The following is a 20,749-nucleotide window of genomic DNA, read 5'->3' as shown; positions in this document are numbered from 1 at the left end:
GGCCGCATTCTAGTTGCGGTAGCCTCCGCGCCGCGTAGCACAGGACGGCCTGCAGGCCAAGCAGCTGGGGGGGTTTGCGGGTCTTGGACTTCTCGCGCGCCTTGCCCTTCGGAGAAAAAGATGCGAGGCGCTGGAGCGGTAGGTGGGCCCTACTTCGATTCCCGAACGCCCGCGGCCGCCTTGGCCGCAACCAGCCTTGCGTGGCTGACCACGCCTAAGCTGCGCATCGTCGCGAATGCCGTACGGCACACGACCAACGCTGCACACGAGTGACCACTGGATGGGCTGAAGATTTATCGCGCGGCGGCTATGCACATCTCTGCGTCATCCGCGGGTAGGCTTCGCTGACCATCGTGCTAGCGGATGCGAAGACGACGTGGGTGGTCCCTGCACCTGGCTGAGCGCCAGGGATCAGCGATCACCAATCAATCCGCAACCTGGGCCAGCCCGGTCTCAATGCGATGTTGCCACCGCCCTCCCTTTGCGCACGCGCCGGCGCCCTCTCCGACGACTCCTGCCACACGGTGCGGGCCGATCCGGAGATACGCGCAGACCTTAGGCCAGGCGGTAGAGGCCTCTCTCGCCTTGTTCGATAAGGCCCTTGTTCTTGAGCGACGAGATGGCGAAGCCCACAGATCCTTCTGGGATGGAGGCGCCGTGCGCAATCTCGAGCCGCGCCACATATGTGACGCCATCGTTGGAAACTCTGGACTTGATGAAATCGTATGCCCTCGCTGCGCTGCCTTTCAAGTCGCCCGGCGAGCGCTCGGCCGCTGGTGCAGCCTCCGCTTGACGTGGGCGAGGGCTGCGCTTCACCTTCCGCGCGGCGACATCGACGATCTCGGCCGACGGCGCGGGAGAAGAAGCCAGCAATGGCGCCTGTCCAAAAGGCTTGTCGCTACCGACACCCATGGCAGCGAGGTAGACCTGCCTCAGCTGGCCCTCCATGGCCGTCACGGTCTGCGCCAGTCGCGCGAGAGCCTTCCAGTCGTCGAAGTGTGCATCGGTGGCCGCGTTGAACGGGTCAGAGGCGAGCACTTCGCTCACACGTGCTTGCCGAATCGAAACTTCCTCCGTCAGCGATTGGGCCGCGTCGCGCAGCCATGCGCCTGCTTGCTGGATATTTGCGATCGTGTCGGGTTTCATGTTGGATGGCTTTCAATGTGCTCGACGAGAGAACAAGATGCTAATGCACGATTGTTGGCGGTGTCCGATGGCGTGAGCTGGCACGCAACGACTACCTGCTCGGCCACAATGAACGCATGTGCGATGTCCATCTTGTCGAAACTTCAAGGCTCATTTGCCGTGCCAGAGTCGGGACCGCATGCTGCTATTGCGGCGTGAAGATTTCTGGCGAGAGCATCGTGATCGAAGGTCACCTCGACGATGGGACCTCTGGTTTTCACCGGTTCGTGTATCACGAGGACTGTGCGTGGGATATGGAGCACGACCTCCATGAGATCGCTGCGCACGACGGCTGTTTCAGCTACGGGACTGCCGTCGAGATCATCTACTCAATAACGGGGAGTGCACTGCAATGAGGCCGTGGAAACTCAAGCGCACCGCTCAGTGTGAGAAGTGCCCTTGGCGAGTTGACGTCGATCCTCACGACATTCCGGATGGCTACTGCGAGACCAAGCATCGGGCACTTGCCAACACAATCGCTGTGCCGGGTGCGTTGCCTGTACCCGGCGTACCGCTGCGCGCAATGGCCTGTCACGAGACGGACGATGCACATTGCGTGGGTTGGGTGAATCACCAGCTCGGAATCGGCAACAACATCGCGCTGCGTTTGCGTATGGACTCCTGCTTGAACATCGACAAGCTGCGACTGCGCGGGAAGCAACATCCGTCCTTCGAGGCGACGCTGCCCGGCAAGCCGACCGAGGCGGCGTAGCGAGGCATCGTGCATGCGCGGGCATGCGCAAGGCTTGCCCTCCAGATGCAACCTGTCTACGCCCAGCTCAGCAGAGCCATCGGGATTGGCACTCCGTGGTGTTTCCGCATTGCGTCCACCAAAGCCAGCCAGGATGCATGGTCCGCTAGTTTGTGCGTGCAGACGACGCATTCGCCCTCACCTGGCGGCTGCGAAGACGCGGTGCAGGGGACGTCGATGCCAAACCGCTTGCTTGAAGTATCGACGGTGGAGGCGCTGGCTCCCGGGCTCGATTCCCAGAACAGCATTGATTCTGCGGAAGGCACAGATCGTTCATGCCGCGGGCGTGCCCGGTGGCGTTCGGGCCAGATGGCTTGACCGTACACCTTGACCCGCAGAGTGCCACCGCGCGATGTGACTTCCCGCACACTCCAACAGGCGCTCGCCTTGTTACTCTTGGATGCACCATGCAGCAGATCCGTATCGCGCGAAATCCCGAGGCACCCCTTCTCGATGGCCGCAACTTCGCCTGCGAATGGATGGAAGACTGCCAGATGAACCGCTGGCTCCTGAAGGCGCGACTCGCCGACGCTGCCCTTGCCTACGGCGTCGCGAGCCATCGTCTCGAGACACGGCCCATGGAGCGATCTGAGCAGCCCGTCGCGGCCTAAGCATGTTCTGGCTTCCCTGGCAGGTTGTCGCGTTCCTGGCTTTGCTGTCCGTCATGGGCGTGTGGGTCTGGAGCCCCGTGCGCTGGCACGCCGCAGTTCGGACGCATCCAGTGGGCCGCAGGGCTCTGCCCTTCGGCTTCATCGTGCTGACGATGCTGGTGTACTGCAGCATGATGGTTTGACCTTGCCGTGCTTCAAGCTGCTGGCCCGGTGTCAGCAGCGCAGCCTGAATTGCTCGTCGCGTGTCTTTTTCCGCTCGTTGGCGATCCAGTCCATGTAACCGGCATGCCCGCCGGCGCGCGCCATGGCATCGAGTTGGCGCACGCGGTCATCCAAGTAGCTGCAACGGCCTGCGCGGGCCGCGGCCAGTGTTGGCTGACCCCGCGAGGTAGGCGACGGCGCCTCGGTCTCAGGACGGCTCTGCGCGAGGCGCTGGCGTCCAAGCTCGACCTGTTGCTCGAACGGCATGCCGCTTGGCACCGACTCCATGCGCTCGACCAAGGCGTCCCGCTGACGGCAGTGCTGGCGGGTCCAGAACTGGCCGCCGCCGTAGGCCTGGCACAGGTACAAGGTCTCAGTGCCGCCCTTGGCCTGGCCCCAGCTCAATGTCGGGCTGGTGTCCACCTCCTTGGCTCCGGTGCATGGCACGTTGCTGTAGGTGTTGCCGCAGCGGTAGACCTGTGCCTCGGCACTGAATGCGAGCGCCGCAACTCCAAGTGCGCAACACACCGCGCGCAGCCACGGCATCGCGGACGGGCGCAATGCACGCATGTACTGCGGCCGACGCAGGGCCCCTACCAAATTCGCCACCAGGGCCGATGTGCGCTCGACCGCTCGCGTTGGTCGAGCGGTCGCAGATCGAGGTTTGCGTGCGTGGCCAGGCCGACGCCTTGTCCCAACCGACGACGCAGCTCTGCCTCATGCTCGTGCGCCTGGCCACGCGCTTCCTTCACGCCCCGCAAAGCCTTCTCGCGCCAAGCCTGGGCCAGCTGCTGGAGTTCGGCGGTGGAGAGCTTCTCGAAGGTCGACATCAGGCGGCATTTTGCCAACGCGATCGCTGCCACATGCGCTCACCGAAGGGAAGGCTCATCAACTCCGCGCACACCATGCGGGCAGATGCCGGTTGGCGCTGAAGATTGATGCGACGGCAGGGCTGCCGATCCAGTGGCTCGACGCTCTGCAGAAATTGGCGCCCGGGTTTCGCTCCGGGCGAGCGGGAGAGACCTGATCTCCTACAGCCCACACTTCCTAGTGGACAGGGGGCGATGAGCCCAGCGCTGCGCAGGATAGACGATGGACGTGAACCGTCCGTGTCAATCATCCCAACGCGGCAAGGTCATCAAGCAGGTTGCGTGCCCGGCTGATCCCGCCAACATGCACGGCGTTGGGGCGCGCATCGTGCGCACGGCCCAGCGCGGCAACTTCGGAGGCAAGATCACCTCGTCGTTCATCGAACCGCGCACGAGGCCGATGTTGCGAGGCAGACTGCCGGTGGCCATCAACTGGGCCTTGTCGCTTGCAACTGGCACCTGGCGCCAATCAGTGGTGTGGCTCGGCGTCCTTCTTCCCTGGTGGGCGCTCCGTCCGCGGCGCTCATCGTCGTGGCCGGTGCTGGCGACATGCTCCCCGTCAGTGGCCGCATCAATCGAGCGACCGACGTGGGTCAGGTGCTCAACTGCGGGTCACCGCTTGCCCGTCCAACGCAGACGACCATAGGATCTCGGCATGGGCTTCCACCACAAAGTCGAATTTGGCGGAAGCGCCAGCACCAGCGCGGCGTCGCCGACAAAGGCCTGCCAACGTTTCCTGGCCATCGCCGTGCTGGCATGCGCAGCCCTCCAGGCGTGGGCCCAGGACCGTGTATGCCTTGTCGTAGGGGTCAGCGACGGTGACACGCTCACGGCCCGTTGTGGCGAGCCTGGGAACTACCAGCAGGTCAAGGTGCGGCTGTCGGGCATCGACGCGCCCGAGAAGCGGCAGGCCCACGGTGAGCGTGCGCGCCAAGCGCTGGCCACGCTGACGTTCCAGCGTTGGGCCCGGCTGGATTGCCAGAAGACCGACCGGTACAGCCGCAGCGTGTGCAACGTCTGGGTGGCGCCCGATGCCGCGACCAACGGACCGAAGACGCTCGATGCGGGCCTCGCAATGATCACGCAGGGCATGGCGTGGTGGTACAGGGCCTATGCACGGGAACAAGCGCCCGAGGCGCGCGGGCAGTACGAATTCGCCGAGCAGGAGGCACGGGCGAGGCGCGCAGGGCTATGGCGCGACGCCGATCCAACGCCGCCGTGGGACTGGCGGCGCGCCAGGCCCTGAAACCAAGCATCGGCGGAACTGGCGGAAGCTGGGTTTGGCTCGGTTCGCCGATGGCGCCCTGCCCCGCTGGGGGTCAGTCGAGTGAGCGGCAAACAAAAAAGCCCTGTGCTTGAGGCACAGGGCTTTCCCGAGATCAACGATCTCAACGCTGCTCAGGAGCGAACATCACCCCAAAGCTGCTTCGACACTTCGTCCATTTCCCTGTCGGCCCGTCTGAGGGCCAACACGGCTTGGACAACCAATCCGACTGGGACCGACATCACCGCCAATCCGAGCACCACGCGCAGAGCGAGACTCATTTCTTCCATGGTGATTCCCTTCTGCCCGCGATTTTAGTCAACTTTGCCCAAGTCGAGCAGCATGCTGCGCGCCCGGTTGATGCGCCGCCAGGCGGCCAACCGCATGAGCACCCACAAACCGACCGCGGCCATGAACATCAGAATGTCCAGGGCTGTTCGCCATGTGCCGTCCAGTCCGATGGAATGGACCAGCCAGGTGTAGGCGGAGAAGCCCGTGACGGCCATCGGCAGTCCCGACTTCTCGTAGACGTCGCCGATGCGCTCCTGGCGTTCCAGCTTGGCCTTGGCCGCGCGTTTGCCGAGCACGAGGTAACTGCGGATCTCGTCTCGCTGCTGCGAGGACAGCGCCGATGTCGGATCGTCGACCAGTTGCTCCAGTCCCTCGATGGGCATCCCGCGGTACTTGGCCAGAAGGCCCTGTTCGCGGTCCTTGCGTGCCCTGGCTGCTTCGGCGGCCAGAGCTTGCAAGTCGGACTCTTGTTGTTGTGACATGCATCGATGCTCCTAGTTGTGCGCGAGCATGCCACCGGTCCCAGTGGGCGATGGAACGCCCACACGGGTTTGACAAATGGCTTGGCCATCCCTTGCTGGGACGACGTCCGGATTTCAAAGCCTGATCCGGCGCGGTTGGGCACGGGGCCACAAACGCGCGTTGATCGTACACGCTCGGAAGACAAATCAGGCGACCGCAGGCGTCACCGAGGATGGCGCGGGGTAGACATGCCCCACGGCTGCCCCTCGCTCTGGCCCTCTAGGACAGGCAGATGAACGGCCCGGTCGGGACCCCAGCCGCAAATCGCGCATGGCTGGGGCTCACGTTTGGGCGGTCCGCTCCTGTTGGTGGACATGATGGTGCGGCTGAAGCGGTGGGTTCCGGATTCGAGCAGATCCGTCAGCCGGCGTGGCTGGGAGTGGCCTGAGCCTGAACGTCGAGGTACGGCGTGGGATCAGGCAGTGCGCGAATGGCCACGGCATACCCGCGGAGAGTTGCGGCCAGCCCGGGGTGGTTGCGGTCCAGATAGACGTTTCCTGCTTCGGCCTCCACCATCACGGCGGCCTGCTCCAAAACGTTGATCGCGGGCCATCGGCTATGTGCGGCTCGGATCCTGTCGCAGCAGGCCCAGCACACCAGGCCATGGCCATCGATGTGCCGCCAGGCGTATCCAGCCGGCGAGTTGTCTCGGCGCGGCTTGTGGCAACTCGGGCAATCTCGGATCGATCCTTCTGTCATCACACGTTGCTATCGATTGGGGTGGAAGGAGAAGCCAGAGCGCGGATCGCCTCGGCGATCCGCTCGGCGCTGTCGACCGAGCCGAACGCCATATCGGACTGACGGCCGTCATTGCGGCCGGCCTGCTCCATGTGTTCGGCGCGCTCGGCCTCGCAGAGCCTCCCCGCCTGTTCCAGTGCGACCCGCACCAGCCCTTCGGCCATGGCGCGGGCGTCTTCCAACCGGACAAGCGGCTGGGAGTATGCGCGGACGGCTGCTGCCGGAAAGTTGCGCCGGGCTGAGTCCAGCACCACGCGGACCTCGCCGACGTGGCTTCCATCGTCACACCATGCCACGACCGGTATGGTCGGGATGGCGAGGGGCGGCTGATCAGGCATCGTCTTCGCCTTGCGCCTGTTCGTGAGTTGCCAACTCGGCTTCGTCGGCCAGGAGCTTGACCGGTTTCGCTGCGGGTTCGCAGTACTTCGTGGCCTCTTCCAAGTCGTCGAGGCCGAAGAACATGGGGCCGGTGCGGGCGATGACGAGGTAGCCCTCGTGCTTCAGGGCGGGGGTGATGGCCTTCTTGGTCATGGCGATTTTCTAGAGATGATGGTCTGGCCGCGTGGCTTGCCGGCCCAGGACGAATAGCGAGTATCAGTGGGGGAGCACCATCTGCCTCCGAGCTCGGCGACGATCTGGCGCGCGCGCTCCTTTGCATTCTTGCGCGGCACCTCCCATTGCAGCCCGATCCAGCGCTCGGGGCGCCGCCCTTCCCTGGCCGCATCGGAATCGATGAGCCAATGCGGCACCAACGGGTCCACGACGAAGAGCGCGCCCGGTCGCACTGCCGGCTGGGAGATTCCCTGCGTGATCAGCTTTGCGTCGCCGACCTCGTGCTGATCACTGCCGCGCAGCGTCAGCGTGATGAAGAGCTGATGGCCCCAGTCGGGATCGAAGTGCGGAAGGCCTTGCGTGCAGGTGACCCAGGCGGTCGCGCCGTGCGGCAGATCACCGAAAAAAGTGTCGATGCTGTCGTGCGTGCAGGACGCCGCATCCTCGGAAACCTGGATGGTGTCGGTCGGACAGTGGGCGATCAGCATACGCCCTACCCTGCATGGGGCGCACGGGCTGTGGCCAGCAGTTCGGCCACGCCAAGCGCCCACTTGGATCCGTAGTCGGTGTGACCGAGAGCCAGTTGCTCCTTGGCCTTGATCTGCTCCAGCGTCGGGACTGGCCGGCCGTGCTGTTGAGCGTAGTCGCGCGCGGCCGTCCAGACGGCGAGCCGTTCTTTCTCGATCCAGATCCCGACCTCGCGCTCCTTGCGCAGCAGAGACTCAGCTTGGAAGGCGTCGTACAGCAGCCTGGCCGGCTCCTGGGTTGGCCGAAAAATGCCGTCGCTCATGCTGGGGCTTTCTCATGGGACTGCTCCGGCGCCGCGGATCCGACGGCGCGGTCGCCCTCGCACATGCGGTAGCCGGCCTCGAAAGCGTCAACGACATTCGATGCGCCACCGGACTGCAGCCAGACCTCGCACTTGTCGGCCAAGTCGTCGGGCGAAAGCGGCATCCGCATTGCCTGCCGGTCGAACTCGTGCTCAGCGCAAAGAGGCGTCCACTCGGGGCCGTCGTGGTAGTCGGCCAGGTTGAACTCGACGACCTCGGTGCCTTGCAGCCACCATGCCACCGGCTCCAGCGCCGGCCCAGATGTGAATGCTGCAACCTGTCGCGCGAACCAGCGCGCGCGGTCCCGCGTTGTGAGACCGTGGATGTCCGTGGCCTCGCGCCACAGGGCGTCAATCTTCTCGTCCGTCAGCACTTCACGCGTCATGTTTGTGGCTCCCTTCTTCAGGCCCATCCCCGCACGCAGCGCAGATGCCCGTTGGCTCGATTGGATCGGCTCCGCCATTCTGGCGGATGGCAAGCGCCAAGTGCCGCGCATAGACCGCGTTGCCTTTCCAGTAGGCCGCCATCGGAGGCTTGTGCTTCTGCCACGCCTCGTTTCCACGCGCACGGAAGTTGACGCTCATGGCCTTCAAGGCGATGCGCAGCGCGGTCTGGCTGTCGGCGGGCAGCGAGGCGAACGCTTCCCGAATCTCGGGCAAGGCCAGGAGGGGGTTGCGCACCTCGGCTCGGCTGCTGCGAGCGCTCGTGTCGGCCTTCTCACGCATCGGTGTCTCCGTGGTTCAGAGACGCGCACGAGTCCATGACCAGCCAGTCACGCCGGCCGAGAAGCCTTGCGTCCAGAATCCTCATCGCCGCGTCGACGGCTGCGACCGGATTGCCGGCCTCCACGGGGATCTTGATGCGCTGCTCGGTCTCCGCGTCCTGGAAGGCGACGAGCCAGTCCTGCAGATCGATGACCATAGCGGCTACCTCAGCTGCGGACCACCGCGAACAGATCCCCGGGCTCGACGAACCGCCACTCGGCGGCGCTGGCATCGCCCAGACGGCCACGGCCGTACACGGCCAATGCCTGCTGTCGCGCCTCGACCTCATCCGTGGCTACGATGCGGCCCACCAGCAGCGGCATGCCGGACGGAAGTGCTTCGCGCAGTTGGGCACGGCCTTGCAGCCGCACGTCCCAGAGCGCGCGCCGCGGCCGCACGCGCAGTGCCTGCACGAAGAAATGGCCAGTGGGCTCGTGCAGGGTGGCACTGTGGTGGGCCAGGGTCTCGGCCTCGTCAGGCGATGCAGCCCGGTAGCTGTGCTCATGCTCTTCGCGGGTTCCCTGGTTGCGGACAACCACAACCCAGACCTGCGACGAAGGCTCACCGCCGAGAACGGCGTCGATGAAGGCGTGAAGGGATTCGGTGACGTTCTGGTGCCGAGGACCAGTAGACGGCTGCGCTTGTGGGCTCATGGATTTCTCTCCTGAGGAGCATGGATGGTGAAAGACCTCTCGGCATCACCATCCAAAGTAATCCAAAGCGCGATACCGATTGCGGGTCAGTATGCCAGCACCGCACCCGCAAGGTCAACGGCATTGGGCGGCGGCGCACGTCCCGTCGCCGGTGGCCAGTGCCTACCTTGTCACCACTTCGGCATCTCGCCGACGGTCGAGCTCTTGCGCTCTTCACGGAGGACCAAAATGCAAGGTGTCTGCCCCGCGCGCTCCTGGCTCATGCAGTACTTTTCCAGGAACTCTTGCCGCTTCATCGCCACGCCGTTGACGACCGGATTGCTCGGGTCCTCGACGGCTGGCACCTTGTCGCCGCAGCACCGCTATGCGCAGCCCCGTCTTCATCGTGGGCACGCGAACACGGTGCCGACCATCGTGGTGCTGACCGCTCCCGAGCTGTAGGGGTGGGTCGCGTTGAGCGTGTTCTGCACGTGCACCACGTTGCCGCGCATGGCGGCGGCCTTGTTGCGCAGGTCGTTGCGTGCGCCGACCATCAGGTTCTCGTTGGACGTGAAGTCCCCGCTGAACACGTTGCCCTGCTTGCCGACGACCTCGCCCAGGGCCTTGCAGCCCGTGGGCCGAGCAGTCACCAGTTCGACCGAGGCCCCCTCCGGTGTGGCAGACGTGGCTGCGCAGCCGGCCAGGGCGAGGGCGGCAGCGATGGGCAGGAGCAAGGTTGGGATGCGCATAGGTTCTCTCTTTCGGTTATTCCTGTGTTCACGGCAACGCTCGCTGCATGGCGGCAAGCGCTGTTGTGAAGGCAGTCAGCAGGTGGTGGCTTGGAGGGAGGACGCAGGGCTGGACTTGCGTCCAACCCTGCCCTTCCCTGGTGCCTAAGCGGCCTCGCGAACGCGAGGCTCGACGTCGGTGACCGAATCGCCGCGCACAGCGGAAAGACGGATGACCTTCGACTGGTCGCGGAGCGACTTCTTGTACGCGGCGCGCCGCTGCAGACCGCGCACGGACGAAGCCAAGCCGCGACCCATGCGCTGGGCGACATCGACGACGGTCAAGACCAGGTCGATCGCAATGCCACCGCACGTCCTGGCCAGCACGCCATAGCGGCGCGCCTTGGCATAGCGGATGTGGGAGCGCTTGACCGTTTCCTGGGCGCGCAGAAGCACGCCAGGAAAGGCCTTGGCCAAGTCAGCGTTGTCGTTGAAGCCCGCCAGAAGAAGGCGAGCGACCACGACGTCATCGACACGTTCGAACATCTGGTGCAGATGCCGCGCATCGACGGAGCGAGGACTGAAGCCGGTGGTCGACTTCGGGGACGAGGACTGTTGCATGGTGATCTCCGGGAAGAAGGAAACCACCTGCCCGACCGGGAAGAGGTTTCCCGGTGGGTTGACGACATGTGCCCCTGGCAAGCCCTTGGGAGGCTGGCCGTGTCGCTTTCAAGGGCTGAGCGACGTAGTGGCTCACGAGGAGCAGAACACGCTTGGAATTTAGCAGAAACGGCACGGCAAAAAATGCTGACTGGCGCATGCACCCGGTCAATCGACATCCGGATCGACGACGTAGCTGCCCTTGCGGCCAGCTAGCGCGACAGGCCGCTGCCGAAGCCCATGCAGCGCTGTCCGCCAGCAGATATGCCCTGCCACCCACAACCTTGCCACGTTCCACGCATACCGCATGAACCACCACATGGTCACGCCCCCTGCAGCGATTCTTTTACCGCCTCGACGACTTCCATCTCGGTCTCCCGTTTGCTACCCAGCAGTTCCCAAACCCGCTCGTCGATCGTCTTGGGCACGAGCGGCACCTTCACGATCACGTTGCGCTTCTGGCCCATGCGGTAGGCGCGGTCCTCGGCCTGGCGCATCAAGGCGGGTGTCCACGGCAGACTGGCGAAGGCCACGTAGTTCGCGGCCGTCAGCGTGATGCCCACGCCGGCCGCCGACGTGGTGCCGATGAACACCTTGACCCCATCATCCTGCTGGAACGCGTCGATCGCGCGCTGGCGGGTCTTGAGCCCGTCCTGGCCCACCAATGTCACGCAGCGCACACCAACGGCCTCCAGGGCTTCCTGCAAGGCCGTGACCGTGGGGATGTACTCGCAGAAGATGATGAGCTTGTCGCCTGCCGAGAGCCCCTCGGCCATCTCGACCAGGTAGCCGATCTTGATCGCCTCCAGGGCCTGGCGCAGCTTCACGATCTTGGGCATGGCGCCCAGGCTCATGTCGTCCCAGATCTCCTGGTAGGCGCCCAGCCCTTCCGCCGGCGAGAGGTAGACGACCTGGCGCGACTTCTCGCCCAGGTCGGTCAGCACGTCCTTGCTGCGTCGAAGCATCCAGCCCTTGAGCGCCGCGGCCAGCCGTGCCCGCTTCTCGCTGGACCCCGCGTACTCCTTGGTGAACTCCTTGAGTGGCAGGTTGCCCAGCTGGTGGCCGGTCATGCGCAGCAGCGTGTGCATTTCCACCTCGCGGCTGAGCAACGGCGTTCCAGTCACCGCATACCGGCGCGGGATGCGCGCCGCCAGCAGGAACATGTTGCGGGTGCGCCCCGAGTCGTATTCCTTGAGGTAGTGCGCCTCATCCACCGCCATGACGGCGAAGTCCAGCGACTGGTCGCGCACGAGGCCGCCCAGGCGCTCGTAGTTGGCGACCACCCAGTCGCAGCCACGCAGCGCCTCGTGGCGGTCCTCGCCCACGATGCCGACGATGGCCCGCGGGAAGATCATCTGGATCTCGCGCTGCCAGTTCAGGCGCAAGGTGGCGGGGCAGACGATCAGAACGCGGGCGGTGCCCGCGATCATGCGTGTGGACACCACGACCTGCCGGCTCTTGCCCAGGCCCATGTCATCGCCCAGGCATGCTCCGGACTGGCTCAGGAGGTGGCGCACGCCGACCGCCTGGTAGTCGCGCAAGGTGCCGGCGGACACCAGGCCGGCCAGCGCCTGGCTGTCGTAGGCCAGCTGGGTGGTGCGGTCCAGCTCGGCCGAGAAGAATCCATCGCCGGTCTCAGGAGCGGCCTGCCCAGACAGGCCCTTGGGCGGTGCCTTCGCCGGAACGGTGATCGACACATGCCCGCCAGACGATGACGAGAGCGCCTCCAGCAGCACCGGCTGCTCGTGCACGAACACGAATTGCGGGTCGATGCCAGCGACCTCGTGCAGCCTGGCCAGCACCTGGGTCGGGTCCGCCTGCACCTGCCAGGCCGCAGCATGGCCATGGAAGAGGCCGCCCAGCGACCGCATGGCGGCCACGCACGGCGCATCGTAGGTGAAGCTGACTGCGTAGCGCCCGCGGGTGAGCTCGGCGCCGCGCAACGGGAAGATCTGCACGTCCAGCAGCTGCGTGAAGTAATCGGCCTGGGGATCGCGCAGCGCTGCTGCGAGCATGCGTGGGACCTCGGACAGCGTCACGTGCTGGCCGTGGAAGACGGCCTGCAGAGCCGCATGGATGGCTTGCGGGCTGGCCTGGCGCAGCATGGTCATCCGCCGCGGCGCGCACCACCACCCGCCCGCGGTCGCCAACGGCTTCTTGAGTCCAGGAACATGCAGCAGCTGCAGACCGATGCGCTTGCCATCGGCAACGGCCTTGACCAGCAGCTCCGGCGGCAGCAGCTGGACCGGCTCCGTGGCGAGCAAGGCCGGCGCCGGGTCGGATCTCACGGGTTTGCTTCGCACGGGCAGCGATGGTGCGGAGCTCTCCAACAACGGCATTCGGCGCGCGACGCGGCCAGCGCGTCAGGCCCGGACATGCATGGGCTCCCTGCCGGCGTACATCCGGCGTCCGTCGCGGATCCTGCAATCCGCGCGCCCCGCCGCAATCAGCGACAGCAGCGTCTTCTGCGTGTCGGCTTCTTCCCAGCCAGTGGTCTGGGACAAGCTCTCCAATGTTCTCATTCCGTGCTGTAACAGCTTGGCCAGCACGTCTTCTCTTGCTCCGGGTTCCGTGCGCGCTATGGTTGCTGCGTCTGCGGTGCCCGTCTTGGCGTTCTGCATTTCATCCTCCTTGTGTCGGCACTGGCGGTGCTTCGACGTCACAAGGCAGGTCGGCTCGGAAGGCTGAGCCAGGTTGCCGGTCAGGCTTCGACTTCTTCCTCTCGCTGCCGTGCTGCGGCAAACTTGATCGACTCGATCCGGGTCAGCTGCAAGGCGACGTCCTCGGCCACGATCTTGATGACCTGGACCTCGTTGCCGGCATCGTCGTGGGCCGTGAAGTCGCGCTCCTCGCCGATCACCAGGACGCGTGCGCCCTTGCGCAGGTGCGCGACGCAGTCCTCGGCCTTCTTGCCGTAGATCTCGACTTCGCGCCAGAAACCGCCGATCTGCTCGACGCCACCCTGGCCGTCACTGCCATAGCGGGCGAACATGATCCGCATCGTGGCGACGTAGAACTTGTCGCTGCTGTTGGCCCGATCGATCCACTTGCCCTCGGGGGAGGCGGCCAGGTTGCCCTTGCCGATGAAAAGGTTCTGCATGGATTGCTCCTTGGTGCTGTTGAAGGACAGCGCGAGTGCGGCACCACGCCTTCGCGCTGGAAGAAAACTCGTCCCTGAGACTCCGGATCGTCCGTTGGCCGCTGCGACCGCTCATGAAACCGACCGCGCAAACACCGGCTGTGGACGGGACATCACCCGCCTACGGATGCGGCCAAGCTCGTCGCGCACCTGCAGGTGTTCGTCGTTGAGCTGCTGCGCCTGCGCCGTCATCTGCGTGAGCCAGAGCCGCGTGCGGGCCTCCCAGCCCGCGGCCCGGTCCTGGAGCGCATCCCAGGACAGGTGGCGCTTGGCGCCGCCGACCTCGCGCCACCGCAGAAACGCATAGCCGGTCTTGGCCCGCCGATGCAGCATCAGGTACACGTCGACCAGGCCGCCCGTCTTGGACGCAGTGCTCAACTCCGACATGCGGGTCTCGATCCGGTCCAGCAGGTCAACCTGGTGCCGCAGCTCGCTCAGCCCGCCCCTACCCGTAAAGGCCTTTGCGTCAACTCCGCTTTGACACGGCTCGGCCCCCATCGCCTCGACCGCCCAGGTCCGCACGTTGACACTGGAATGGTCGAGTGCAACTGCCGCAGCCGTTTCCACCACATCGCCTTTCACATCAGCCTTTCGATCCAAACTGCCGCAGCTTCGAACTGGACACGCACTGGCTCAGTCGCACGCGCGCTGCTAGTGCTGCGGACTTGCGCGGTCTGCCGCATCCGCCCCGGCTGTCCCAGCAGCTCCAGCTGCCGAGTGCGCCTCAGCGTCGCCATCAGCCGCAGCTGCCTCAGCCTTCGCCAGCTGCCTGCCCATGTGCGCCAGGAACTTGCGCTCTTCCGGCGAGACTCGCAGGTGTCGGCGCGAATGCGTGGGCTTGATGGCACAGGTGAACACGTCGGCCGGCACGGGGCCAAAGACCTCGACCGCGAACTGCGCGCGCTTGGAGGCATCCTCCGGCACGCCTTCGGCGAAGTCGCTGCGGCACAGGTCCTTGATCTCCTCCTGGCCCAGCCAACGGTCGAAGCGGCTCGTCTCGTTCCAGATGCGACGGATCAGGCGGTTCATCTCGGAAACGACCTTGCGAACCTCGTCGTCCGTGCGCAGCGACTTGCGCTCCATCGTCTTCATCAGGCGGATGAACCAGTCGTACTCGCTGACCATGTGGACCACGCCATAGCCGTAGGGCGAGCGAAAGCCCAGGTTCAGCACCATGGGGTTCTCCGACCGCACGATGGACAGCGACAGGCCGCGGCGCTGCTGCTTGTCCAGGATGGCCTGGGCCGCATCGATCTCCCGCTTCAGCCTGCCCTGCACTTCCCGCATGGCATGCTCGTGCCGCACCAGCGCCCAATCGGCGTAAGGGTTGTCGCGGCCGGTCATGAGCCACAGCGAGCGCAGGACGGAGCCCATCTTCTTGCCGCCGATGATGGGTGCGGCCTCGGTGCCAGGCTCGCGCCGGCGGCCAAGGAACAGGCGGTAGGCCTCCAGGGTGTGGACCTGCAGCTGGTCGACCTCCTCGTCGACGAGCCGGCCGATCTGCCGCATTCCGGTGACTTCCTCGGCCGTCGTCTCGTGGTCGGCGCCCATCTTGTCTTCATAGCGGCGGCGCATGGACTCCAGCCGGTCCTCGCGGTCCAGGAGCTCGATGTAGCGGTCGTAGAGCCGGCCGGACTCCTTCTCGGCCAGGCCGGCCTCGATGTCCTTGGCCAGGAAGGCGCGTTCCTTGGCAATCGAGTAGCCGTCCGGGAACGGCGAGTTGGGCTCGGTCAGGAACTCCGCCGCGAGGGGCTCACCGATGAGTGGGCCGGGCACCGCAGGCGCGACAGACGCGTCAGGCACAGCGACCTGAGGCCGTTGGATCTTGGGTTTCGTGGCAGTCGCCATGGGGTCTCCTAGGGAAAAGGGGAGGGAAGCGATGGGCGTGGATACCGGGATCAGGCACCGACGAGATGCCGGGCCTCGCGGTCTTCTGCCCAGGCATGGAGAAAGGGGAAGTCACCATTGGTGTCAAGGCCGGGGAGGTCCGACCGCAGGTGTGTGCGCAGGAGCTCAAGCACTGCCTGACGGTGCACGCTGATGCGCGTCGCGGTCTTGCTCTGGATCCGAACGCTGACCAGGCCGAGGTCCTCGAGGCGCTTGAACGACCGCTGCACGGTCTTGCGGTCGATGGTCTCGCCGAGCACAGAGCTCGCCATGGCCGTCGACGTGGTCCGGTATTCCTGAACGTCGGCATGCTCGTTCAGCACCGCCCACAGGACCGCGGCGTCTGCGTAGTGCCGCAGGTGCAGGACGAGATGGATGAAGAGCGTGCTGTTTTGCATGGGAGGGGCTGCAGAGGTGAAATACGGTGGGACGTTCTGACCCACGCGGCATTCAGTGCTGCGTGGGCCAGGTTGTCCCAGCGCGGGTACGGAGGTGCTGTTCATTGGCGACCGGCCTTTCGCGCGAACTGGCCGCGAAGCGCCATCAGCTTCTGCAGCTCTTCCTGACGAACTTCCGGGGTCTCACCCGTTTCGGCACGCGGCTTGGGTTGAACCGCGGCAAGCCGATGCTGCACAGCGTTGCGCTGCTGGCGTTCCGCGGCCACCTGCTTCGCAAGCGCAAGGCCCTCGCCGTCACCGCAGCGGCGCACGAGACCCAGCAGCCACCCAGCGGGGTTGTGGATGGTTTTCGCAGGAATCTGCAGCTGGCCCTGCAGCTCGTCCAGCAGGAGCTGCCGAAGGTGTGCAGGAGCCTGCGCAAGCACGTCGCGAAGGCCCGGCAAGACTGCGGCCGAGAGCGACGGCGGGAAGATGAGCTCGGCCCCGCTGGCGGTCCGAGTCTCCTCCGACGAAGTCGAGATCGAAACGGCACGACGACCGTCGGCGTGATCGCCACGCTCGGGTTCGCCCGCCGGCGCGGTGGTTGTTGTTGTGTTTGTAAAACCTGTTTGTATATAGCTTGGCGCTTTGGGCAGGCCTAGTTTGGCGTTTTGGGCACTGCCAGTTTGGCGCTTCGGGCTCTGTCGGCCGACTTCAAGCTTGGCGCTTTGGGCACCGCGCGCAGAGAGGGAGCTGGGACCGAGCGCCGGGCCATCACTCGCTGGAAGGCCAGCTTGGGCAGGCATGCGAAGTTGCGCAGTTCCGGCAACTCCCTCGCCGAGCACGAGCGCCTGCATCGGTTGGAACCGGAATGCAGACGCAACGCCCGGTGCGTGGATGTGCTCCACGCCGCGATGGGCGAGCATCAGGTCAGGCTGCTGGATCAACATTCCGGTGGGGGCTGCGACGGTGGTGCGCGAGCGCGAGCGCACCGCCCTGCTCTTGCTGACCTTCGCGCCGCCGGCGGCTGGCAACGGCACGATGCCTTGTCCGCGAACACAGGCGAGGACGGCATGCAGGTTGACGTGCACCAGGATGCCGGACCTGGGCGCCGGCGTCGCGGTGATCAGACCCGACCGCTTGAGCCGTTCACGGATGGTGCGCTGAACCTTCGGCGTCAGGCACAGGATGCGTTCGACCTCTTCGGGCCAGATCTGCACCTGCCCGCTGCCACCGCCGGGCGCCAGGACAGCGCGGCGCTGCCTGCGCAGCACGAAGGACAGGTAGAGGCCGCCACCCGCGCCGCCAGCCAGGTCGCCCAGCGGACGGTAGAAGCTGACGCTCTTCTCGAACCAGGCCCATGCCGAGTCGACGGTGGTGGTGCCTCCATCGATGATCTCCAGCCGGTTGGCCAGGCGCCGCAGGTTGATCTTGAAGTGCATGACTGCAGGTCGACCAGCCAGGTGCTGTTCGAGCAGGCCTGCGCGCACCAGCATGTCCCGCACCGTGTCCTGTTCGCGCCTCGACAGCGTCGTGGCCTCCTCGATCTCGCGCGCGGAGAGATGGAACCAGCCTTGGCGCTGCGGGTTGAGGCGTGCACCATGGCGTGTCCAGTACAGACACAGGCCGAGGAACAGCGCCGCCTTGTAGCCGAGGTGCTGTGCGAGGGTCGGATGGAACGGAACGAAGCCCCGGGCATTCAGATGCTGGAGCACCAGGTCGCCGACGCATGCACCCGACTCCGACGTCTGGATTGGCAGCGGCTGTGCCGACAGCGCATCGGCATCGGCGAACTGCGCCATGGCGCCGGGAATGCTGGGCACGCTCAGCGGCCGCGTCGTGCGCGCGGGGAAAAGGGACTCGCGGCCGGGCTCGCGACGGGCGACTGCCGCAGCGCCGCGACGAGGGGCTGGGCATGTTCCGCCATGCGCCTGCGCAGCTGATCCAGGTGTACCGTGTACGTGACGGTCCTGCCGCGCTGGGCATCCACTTGCAGCAGGCCTTGCAGCTGGAGGTGCCGTCTGCAGCTCGCCTGCTGCGCGCGGGTGATGCCTGTGGAGTGCTCGCATTCGGCACCCGTCATGGTGAAGCTGTACCGGTGGCCATCCATCACCGCGCGTTGTGCGCGCACTTCGTGAGGCATCCGCTCCAGCACGAAGGAAAGCCAAAGGGCCGCGACCACGTTGCCGCCGGCGATGTCCACGTAGCCGCGGTTGAAGGAGACCGTGTCCTGTCCGAACCAATGCAGGAAGCGCGCTTCCTCGCGCAGCTGCTCGTCCTGTGCGGCGTCAAGTGGTGCGACATGGACGGCGCGCTGCGCCTGGTTGGAAGCCGAAGCGAGATGAGGCAATCCCATCGCGGATCCCCTCATGCCAGTCCGAAAGGGCTCGACGGGCCACGCGGCGACACGTCGATGGGCGCCGACTTGGCACCCGACCGGCGGGCACGCGGACGATCGGGCGCATCGAACTCGCTGAGCGTCGACACCAGGCTGTCGATCAGGAAGTCGGGAAACTGCTGGTGCAGCTGGAAGATCCGCTCGCGTTGGGAGAGCTCGGCATCGGCCTCGAGCGCGTGCCATGCGCGGTGGATCGCCTCACGCACGGCCGGATCCTTGGGGAGAGGTGCACGCCCGGGATTGCCGCTGCCATCGGGCAGCAGCGTCTTGCGCATCGCGGTCACTTCCTCGTGCGTCTTCTTCCAGAGCTCGCAGATCATGCCCCGGCTGGCCCCGTTGAGCACGAAGTACTCGAAGAGCTCCTGGTCCTGGCGCACGCGGTCGATGCGGTGCAGGGCACCGTCGAGGTCGGCCGCAGAGATGGTGATCTGCACCGAGCGCAGGCCTGGCGCCACTTCCCTAAGATCTCTGGCCTTGCGCTGGCGCAGGTTGTCCAGCAGGTCGGCCGAGCATCCCTGCTGCAGCAGCTGATCCAGTCCTTGCTCGGTGTCGATCACACCCACAATGAACTGGAGCATCGCGCCCACCAAGAACGAGTCGTCGACCCTGACCGTGATCATTTCCCTGTCCATCCCTCTTCCAACCTGGGCCACCTGGCCCCTATTCCCCGAACCTCAGATACGCGCCCAAGGCTGAATGCGCCTCGGGCTCCAGCTCCTGCAGCGCGCGCCGCAGCTGCAACAGCCGGACGGACAGCGGGCCGAGTTGCGCATCGCCGAACATGGTCCACAGTGGGACCGCGCCCACGAAGACGTCGAACAGCGTCTGCTCTGGGTTCATCGGCGCACATGCAACCTGCAACTGACCAACCAGATGGCCCGCGAACGCCGCGGGACCCTCCTGGAGCTTCTGGCTCCAGCGCGTCGACCGAATGAAGGGAAGGTCCGCCACCGCACGCCAATGGCTGTCGTGGGCCTGGCCGGAGAGCGCCGCCAGGAACTGCCACACTACGATGCGCATGCCGGCGGATGCGGAGACGTCGGCATCGCCGATGTGCGACGCGCTGACCGGCAGGTCGACCATGAAGCCGAACGGCATCTCGGCGACGCGCAGCACGAAGTCGTGGATGGGCACGACGCCGTTGATCGAGGTGATGACCGCTTCGACTTCGTTGAGCAGCTGCTGACGGCGCTGCGCTGGCGACTGCGAGGCGCCGTCCGCTGCCGCAGATGCTTCGAACGCCATGGGATTTGCTGGGGCGGGCCTGGATGCGGCGTGGCCGCTGGTCCCGCCAACGATCCCGGCCATGGGGCCAAGCTCGCGCTGGGCTGGCGCATCGCCATGCCGCTGCGCCGTGGCGCGCGAGGACTCTGGAGCTCGCGCCGGCGTGGAGTCCTGGTGCGGTTGGCTCTTTGCCGCTGCGCCTGAGGCCCGAGCAGCCTCCGGTTCCGGCAGCGAGAGCAGATCCTTCGACTGCAAGAGCGGATCGTGCGCCAGCGCAGAGCTCATCTGCCGAAACCGCTCGACCGAAAGCTCCAGCGTGTCGGCCAGCGATGTCGAGATGCGCAACAGCACGCGTTCGACGTCGAGCAGCACCGGCCGGCGTTCCGACTCATCGCGCTCACGGTTGCGGGCTTCGGTGCTCCGCATTTCCGCAGCCGCTTCTTCCAGTTGGGTCTTCAGTGTCGATGCAGCAGCAGGCGCCTGCCGGAAGCGCTGCATCAGCTCGACGTACTCGCCTACTCTCGGGCGCAGAGCCAGGTTCACCTCGCTGGCCCGCAGCCAAGGTCCAATGGGCGCCAGATCCTCGACGGCAAACAGGAAGTTCTGAACCATCCTGACGCCGAAGTCCGTTCCCTGCTTCTTGAGCTCGCGGGTCAGGTCCGCGCCGGTCATGCTGCGGCCCGGGTTCTCCTTCTCGTAGGCCACCTTGAAGGCATGGACGCCCAGGGCCTTCTCCCAGAACGACGTGTCGCCACGGTTCTCGTTTTCTCCGAGGTGCGCCGCGAGCACGACAGATTCGCTGGTCCAGGTCTTGATCATCACGCGCAGACGCGCGAAGCGGTCGTCGCCAGCTGCGGCCAGTTCCTTGGCGATATGGAGCCGCGTGTTCCCGCCGGAGTGGGGGAAGTACTTCAGGCCACCAGGCCGGCGCGTCACGGTAATGATGCTGGTCATCCCGTTGGCGACCATGGATGCGCGGATCTCGGCGTACTTCGGGTTCTCGCCGACCCGCGGGTTCTGGTCGTAGGGCTCGATGTCGTCGATCGGCAGGATCGAAAGCGATCCATCCACCTCGGCGTTTGGGTCGAGGCTCGCACTCGCGCTGGGACGCTGCACGGAGGACATC

General features: G+C 65.7%; 30 protein-coding genes. 4 read left to right on the top strand and 26 right to left on the bottom strand.

From position 1 onward, the window contains the following. Positions 1 to 555: 555 nt before the first annotated feature. Positions 556 to 1,146: a hypothetical protein gene (locus ACSQ4M_RS36310; protein WP_436194364.1), complete on the bottom strand. Its 591-nt coding sequence runs from the start codon at positions 1,144 to 1,146 to the stop codon at positions 556 to 558. A gap of 391 nt (positions 1,147 to 1,537) precedes the next feature. On the opposite strand from ACSQ4M_RS36310, the gene ACSQ4M_RS36305 reads away from it, so the two are divergent. The 3 genes from ACSQ4M_RS36305 (at position 1,538) to ACSQ4M_RS36295 (ending at position 2,729) form a co-directional block, all read left to right on the top strand. Next, positions 1,538 to 1,897 (top strand): DUF6283 family protein, encoded by a 360-nt coding sequence (locus ACSQ4M_RS36305; RefSeq protein ID WP_436194363.1) that lies wholly within the window; start codon positions 1,538 to 1,540, stop codon positions 1,895 to 1,897. Between the two features lie 446 nt (positions 1,898 to 2,343). Continuing rightward, positions 2,344 to 2,547, top strand: a complete 204-nt coding sequence (locus tag ACSQ4M_RS36300) for a hypothetical protein (RefSeq protein ID WP_436194362.1) — start codon at positions 2,344 to 2,346, stop codon at positions 2,545 to 2,547. A 2-nt stretch (positions 2,548 to 2,549) separates the two neighbouring features. Beyond that, on the top strand, positions 2,550 to 2,729 hold the full coding sequence (locus ACSQ4M_RS36295) for a hypothetical protein (RefSeq protein WP_436194361.1): 180 nt from the start codon (positions 2,550 to 2,552) through the stop codon (positions 2,727 to 2,729). A 31-nt stretch (positions 2,730 to 2,760) separates the two neighbouring features. Here ACSQ4M_RS36295 and ACSQ4M_RS36290 read toward each other — a convergent pair whose 3' ends face one another. Both ACSQ4M_RS36290 and ACSQ4M_RS36285 read right to left on the bottom strand, forming a co-directional pair. Continuing rightward, on the bottom strand, positions 2,761 to 3,318 hold the full coding sequence (locus ACSQ4M_RS36290; protein WP_436194360.1) for a hypothetical protein: 558 nt from the start codon (positions 3,316 to 3,318) through the stop codon (positions 2,761 to 2,763). 23 nt (positions 3,319 to 3,341) lie between these two features. Beyond that, positions 3,342 to 3,578, bottom strand: a complete 237-nt coding sequence (locus ACSQ4M_RS36285) for a hypothetical protein (protein ID WP_436194359.1) — start codon at positions 3,576 to 3,578, stop codon at positions 3,342 to 3,344. 694 nt (positions 3,579 to 4,272) lie between these two features. Here ACSQ4M_RS36285 and ACSQ4M_RS36280 point away from each other — a divergent pair. Continuing rightward, positions 4,273 to 4,863, top strand: a complete 591-nt coding sequence (locus ACSQ4M_RS36280) for a thermonuclease family protein (protein WP_436194358.1) — start codon at positions 4,273 to 4,275, stop codon at positions 4,861 to 4,863. 152 nt (positions 4,864 to 5,015) lie between these two features. On the opposite strand, the gene ACSQ4M_RS36275 is transcribed toward ACSQ4M_RS36280, so the two are convergent. The 23 genes from ACSQ4M_RS36275 to ACSQ4M_RS36165 form a co-directional block, all read right to left on the bottom strand. Then, positions 5,016 to 5,171, bottom strand: a complete 156-nt coding sequence (locus ACSQ4M_RS36275; RefSeq protein ID WP_436194357.1) for a hypothetical protein — start codon at positions 5,169 to 5,171, stop codon at positions 5,016 to 5,018. Between the two features lie 24 nt (positions 5,172 to 5,195). Beyond that, the gene (locus ACSQ4M_RS36270) at positions 5,196 to 5,630 is read right to left on the bottom strand and encodes a hypothetical protein (RefSeq protein WP_436194356.1); all 435 of its coding nucleotides are present in this window, start codon (positions 5,628 to 5,630) and stop codon (positions 5,196 to 5,198) included. Positions 5,631 to 6,392: 762 nt separating this feature from the next. After that, positions 6,393 to 6,770 carry a hypothetical protein gene (locus ACSQ4M_RS36265; RefSeq protein WP_436194355.1) on the bottom strand — a complete coding sequence of 126 codons (378 nt, stop codon included), beginning with the start codon at positions 6,768 to 6,770 and terminating at the stop codon, positions 6,393 to 6,395. Beyond that, entirely contained in the window at positions 6,763 to 6,963 is a 201-nt protein-coding gene (locus ACSQ4M_RS36260; protein WP_436194354.1) for a hypothetical protein, read from the bottom strand. The genes ACSQ4M_RS36265 and ACSQ4M_RS36260 overlap by 8 nt, the downstream gene beginning before the upstream one ends. Beyond that, a complete protein-coding gene (locus tag ACSQ4M_RS36255) occupies positions 6,960 to 7,472 on the bottom strand; it encodes a hypothetical protein (RefSeq protein ID WP_436194353.1) in 513 nt (170 codons plus the stop codon). The genes ACSQ4M_RS36260 and ACSQ4M_RS36255 overlap by 4 nt, the downstream gene beginning before the upstream one ends. Before the next feature lie 5 nt (positions 7,473 to 7,477). Further along, positions 7,478 to 7,774, bottom strand: coding sequence for a hypothetical protein (locus ACSQ4M_RS36250; RefSeq protein WP_436194352.1), 297 nt, complete (start codon positions 7,772 to 7,774; stop codon positions 7,478 to 7,480). Then, positions 7,771 to 8,199, bottom strand: a complete 429-nt coding sequence (locus ACSQ4M_RS36245; RefSeq protein WP_436194351.1) for a hypothetical protein — start codon at positions 8,197 to 8,199, stop codon at positions 7,771 to 7,773. Before ACSQ4M_RS36245 ends, ACSQ4M_RS36250 begins: the two co-directional genes overlap by 4 nt. Next, positions 8,189 to 8,539 (bottom strand): hypothetical protein, encoded by a 351-nt coding sequence (locus ACSQ4M_RS36240; RefSeq protein WP_436194350.1) that lies wholly within the window; start codon positions 8,537 to 8,539, stop codon positions 8,189 to 8,191. The genes ACSQ4M_RS36245 and ACSQ4M_RS36240 overlap by 11 nt, the downstream gene beginning before the upstream one ends. Further along, positions 8,532 to 8,735, bottom strand: a complete 204-nt coding sequence (locus ACSQ4M_RS36235) for a hypothetical protein (protein ID WP_436194349.1) — start codon at positions 8,733 to 8,735, stop codon at positions 8,532 to 8,534. Before ACSQ4M_RS36235 ends, ACSQ4M_RS36240 begins: the two co-directional genes overlap by 8 nt. A gap of 10 nt (positions 8,736 to 8,745) precedes the next feature. After that, on the bottom strand, positions 8,746 to 9,231 hold the full coding sequence (locus tag ACSQ4M_RS36230; protein WP_436194348.1) for a hypothetical protein: 486 nt from the start codon (positions 9,229 to 9,231) through the stop codon (positions 8,746 to 8,748). Between the two features lie 170 nt (positions 9,232 to 9,401). Next, positions 9,402 to 9,575 (bottom strand): hypothetical protein, encoded by a 174-nt coding sequence (locus tag ACSQ4M_RS36225; RefSeq protein WP_436194347.1) that lies wholly within the window; start codon positions 9,573 to 9,575, stop codon positions 9,402 to 9,404. Positions 9,576 to 9,611: 36 nt separating this feature from the next. After that, positions 9,612 to 9,959 (bottom strand): DUF4156 domain-containing protein, encoded by a 348-nt coding sequence (locus ACSQ4M_RS36220; RefSeq protein ID WP_436194346.1) that lies wholly within the window; start codon positions 9,957 to 9,959, stop codon positions 9,612 to 9,614. A gap of 144 nt (positions 9,960 to 10,103) precedes the next feature. After that, entirely contained in the window at positions 10,104 to 10,559 is a 456-nt protein-coding gene (locus ACSQ4M_RS36215) for a hypothetical protein (protein ID WP_436194345.1), read from the bottom strand. Positions 10,560 to 10,921: 362 nt separating this feature from the next. Next, positions 10,922 to 12,886 carry a DEAD/DEAH box helicase gene (locus tag ACSQ4M_RS36210; RefSeq protein WP_436194344.1) on the bottom strand — a complete coding sequence of 655 codons (1,965 nt, stop codon included), beginning with the start codon at positions 12,884 to 12,886 and terminating at the stop codon, positions 10,922 to 10,924. Positions 12,887 to 12,961: 75 nt separating this feature from the next. Continuing rightward, positions 12,962 to 13,219, bottom strand: a complete 258-nt coding sequence (locus ACSQ4M_RS36205) for a hypothetical protein (protein WP_436194343.1) — start codon at positions 13,217 to 13,219, stop codon at positions 12,962 to 12,964. An 80-nt stretch (positions 13,220 to 13,299) separates the two neighbouring features. Next, entirely contained in the window at positions 13,300 to 13,698 is a 399-nt protein-coding gene (locus ACSQ4M_RS36200; protein ID WP_436194342.1) for a single-stranded DNA-binding protein, read from the bottom strand. A 111-nt stretch (positions 13,699 to 13,809) separates the two neighbouring features. Beyond that, positions 13,810 to 14,319, bottom strand: a complete 510-nt coding sequence (locus ACSQ4M_RS36195; protein ID WP_436194341.1) for a hypothetical protein — start codon at positions 14,317 to 14,319, stop codon at positions 13,810 to 13,812. 69 nt (positions 14,320 to 14,388) lie between these two features. After that, a complete protein-coding gene (locus tag ACSQ4M_RS36190; RefSeq protein WP_436194340.1) occupies positions 14,389 to 15,585 on the bottom strand; it encodes a PFL_4669 family integrating conjugative element protein in 1,197 nt (398 codons plus the stop codon). Between the two features lie 50 nt (positions 15,586 to 15,635). Then, positions 15,636 to 16,022: a hypothetical protein gene (locus ACSQ4M_RS36185; RefSeq protein WP_436194339.1), complete on the bottom strand. Its 387-nt coding sequence runs from the start codon at positions 16,020 to 16,022 to the stop codon at positions 15,636 to 15,638. Between the two features lie 101 nt (positions 16,023 to 16,123). After that, positions 16,124 to 17,803: a hypothetical protein gene (locus tag ACSQ4M_RS36180; protein ID WP_436194338.1), complete on the bottom strand. Its 1,680-nt coding sequence runs from the start codon at positions 17,801 to 17,803 to the stop codon at positions 16,124 to 16,126. A 23-nt stretch (positions 17,804 to 17,826) separates the two neighbouring features. Then, positions 17,827 to 18,357, bottom strand: coding sequence for a hypothetical protein (locus ACSQ4M_RS36175; protein WP_436194337.1), 531 nt, complete (start codon positions 18,355 to 18,357; stop codon positions 17,827 to 17,829). 11 nt (positions 18,358 to 18,368) lie between these two features. Continuing rightward, a complete protein-coding gene (locus tag ACSQ4M_RS36170) occupies positions 18,369 to 19,019 on the bottom strand; it encodes an STY4526/YPO1902 family pathogenicity island replication protein (protein ID WP_436194336.1) in 651 nt (216 codons plus the stop codon). Between the two features lie 40 nt (positions 19,020 to 19,059). Then, positions 19,060 to 20,748 (bottom strand): hypothetical protein, encoded by a 1,689-nt coding sequence (locus ACSQ4M_RS36165; RefSeq protein ID WP_436194335.1) that lies wholly within the window; start codon positions 20,746 to 20,748, stop codon positions 19,060 to 19,062. Position 20,749 lies beyond the last annotated feature (1 nt).

This window comes from Pseudorhodoferax sp. LjRoot39 (assembly GCF_964253035.1).
Taxonomy (GTDB): Bacteria; Pseudomonadota; Gammaproteobacteria; order Burkholderiales; family Burkholderiaceae_C; genus Pseudorhodoferax.
Note: the sequence above shows the minus strand (reverse complement) of the source record. Positions and strands in the feature narration are given on the sequence as shown.

Excerpts from the sequence above, each read along its gene's own strand:
- ACSQ4M_RS36280 (WP_436194358.1), top strand. The coding sequence starts at position 4,273 with ATGGGCTTCCACCACAAAGTCGAATTTGGCGGAAGCGCCAGCACCAGC.
- ACSQ4M_RS36245 (WP_436194351.1), bottom strand. The coding sequence starts at position 8,199 with ATGACGCGTGAAGTGCTGACGGACGAGAAGATTGACGCCCTGTGGCGC.
- ACSQ4M_RS36240 (WP_436194350.1), bottom strand. The coding sequence starts at position 8,539 with ATGCGTGAGAAGGCCGACACGAGCGCTCGCAGCAGCCGAGCCGAGGTG.
- ACSQ4M_RS36185 (WP_436194339.1), bottom strand. The coding sequence starts at position 16,022 with ATGCAAAACAGCACGCTCTTCATCCATCTCGTCCTGCACCTGCGGCAC.
- ACSQ4M_RS36235 (WP_436194349.1), bottom strand. The coding sequence starts at position 8,735 with ATGGTCATCGATCTGCAGGACTGGCTCGTCGCCTTCCAGGACGCGGAG.
- ACSQ4M_RS36190 (WP_436194340.1), bottom strand. The coding sequence starts at position 15,585 with ATGGCGACTGCCACGAAACCCAAGATCCAACGGCCTCAGGTCGCTGTG.
- ACSQ4M_RS36255 (WP_436194353.1), bottom strand. The coding sequence starts at position 7,472 with ATGCTGATCGCCCACTGTCCGACCGACACCATCCAGGTTTCCGAGGAT.
- ACSQ4M_RS36295 (WP_436194361.1), top strand. The coding sequence starts at position 2,550 with ATGTTCTGGCTTCCCTGGCAGGTTGTCGCGTTCCTGGCTTTGCTGTCC.
- ACSQ4M_RS36285 (WP_436194359.1), bottom strand. The coding sequence starts at position 3,578 with ATGTCGACCTTCGAGAAGCTCTCCACCGCCGAACTCCAGCAGCTGGCC.
- ACSQ4M_RS36250 (WP_436194352.1), bottom strand. The coding sequence starts at position 7,774 with ATGAGCGACGGCATTTTTCGGCCAACCCAGGAGCCGGCCAGGCTGCTG.
- ACSQ4M_RS36265 (WP_436194355.1), bottom strand. The coding sequence starts at position 6,770 with ATGCCTGATCAGCCGCCCCTCGCCATCCCGACCATACCGGTCGTGGCA.
- ACSQ4M_RS36205 (WP_436194343.1), bottom strand. The coding sequence starts at position 13,219 with ATGCAGAACGCCAAGACGGGCACCGCAGACGCAGCAACCATAGCGCGC.
- ACSQ4M_RS36275 (WP_436194357.1), bottom strand. The coding sequence starts at position 5,171 with ATGGAAGAAATGAGTCTCGCTCTGCGCGTGGTGCTCGGATTGGCGGTG.
- ACSQ4M_RS36300 (WP_436194362.1), top strand. The coding sequence starts at position 2,344 with ATGCAGCAGATCCGTATCGCGCGAAATCCCGAGGCACCCCTTCTCGAT.
- ACSQ4M_RS36290 (WP_436194360.1), bottom strand. The coding sequence starts at position 3,318 with ATGCGTGCATTGCGCCCGTCCGCGATGCCGTGGCTGCGCGCGGTGTGT.
- ACSQ4M_RS36200 (WP_436194342.1), bottom strand. The coding sequence starts at position 13,698 with ATGCAGAACCTTTTCATCGGCAAGGGCAACCTGGCCGCCTCCCCCGAG.
- ACSQ4M_RS36170 (WP_436194336.1), bottom strand. The coding sequence starts at position 19,019 with ATGATCACGGTCAGGGTCGACGACTCGTTCTTGGTGGGCGCGATGCTC.
- ACSQ4M_RS36230 (WP_436194348.1), bottom strand. The coding sequence starts at position 9,231 with ATGAGCCCACAAGCGCAGCCGTCTACTGGTCCTCGGCACCAGAACGTC.
- ACSQ4M_RS36175 (WP_436194337.1), bottom strand. The coding sequence starts at position 18,357 with ATGGGATTGCCTCATCTCGCTTCGGCTTCCAACCAGGCGCAGCGCGCC.
- ACSQ4M_RS36215 (WP_436194345.1), bottom strand. The coding sequence starts at position 10,559 with ATGCAACAGTCCTCGTCCCCGAAGTCGACCACCGGCTTCAGTCCTCGC.
- ACSQ4M_RS36305 (WP_436194363.1), top strand. The coding sequence starts at position 1,538 with ATGAGGCCGTGGAAACTCAAGCGCACCGCTCAGTGTGAGAAGTGCCCT.
- ACSQ4M_RS36165 (WP_436194335.1), bottom strand. The coding sequence starts at position 20,748 with ATGTCCTCCGTGCAGCGTCCCAGCGCGAGTGCGAGCCTCGACCCAAAC.
- ACSQ4M_RS36310 (WP_436194364.1), bottom strand. The coding sequence starts at position 1,146 with ATGAAACCCGACACGATCGCAAATATCCAGCAAGCAGGCGCATGGCTG.
- ACSQ4M_RS36220 (WP_436194346.1), bottom strand. The coding sequence starts at position 9,959 with ATGCGCATCCCAACCTTGCTCCTGCCCATCGCTGCCGCCCTCGCCCTG.
- ACSQ4M_RS36180 (WP_436194338.1), bottom strand. The coding sequence starts at position 17,803 with ATGGCGCAGTTCGCCGATGCCGATGCGCTGTCGGCACAGCCGCTGCCA.
- ACSQ4M_RS36260 (WP_436194354.1), bottom strand. The coding sequence starts at position 6,963 with ATGACCAAGAAGGCCATCACCCCCGCCCTGAAGCACGAGGGCTACCTC.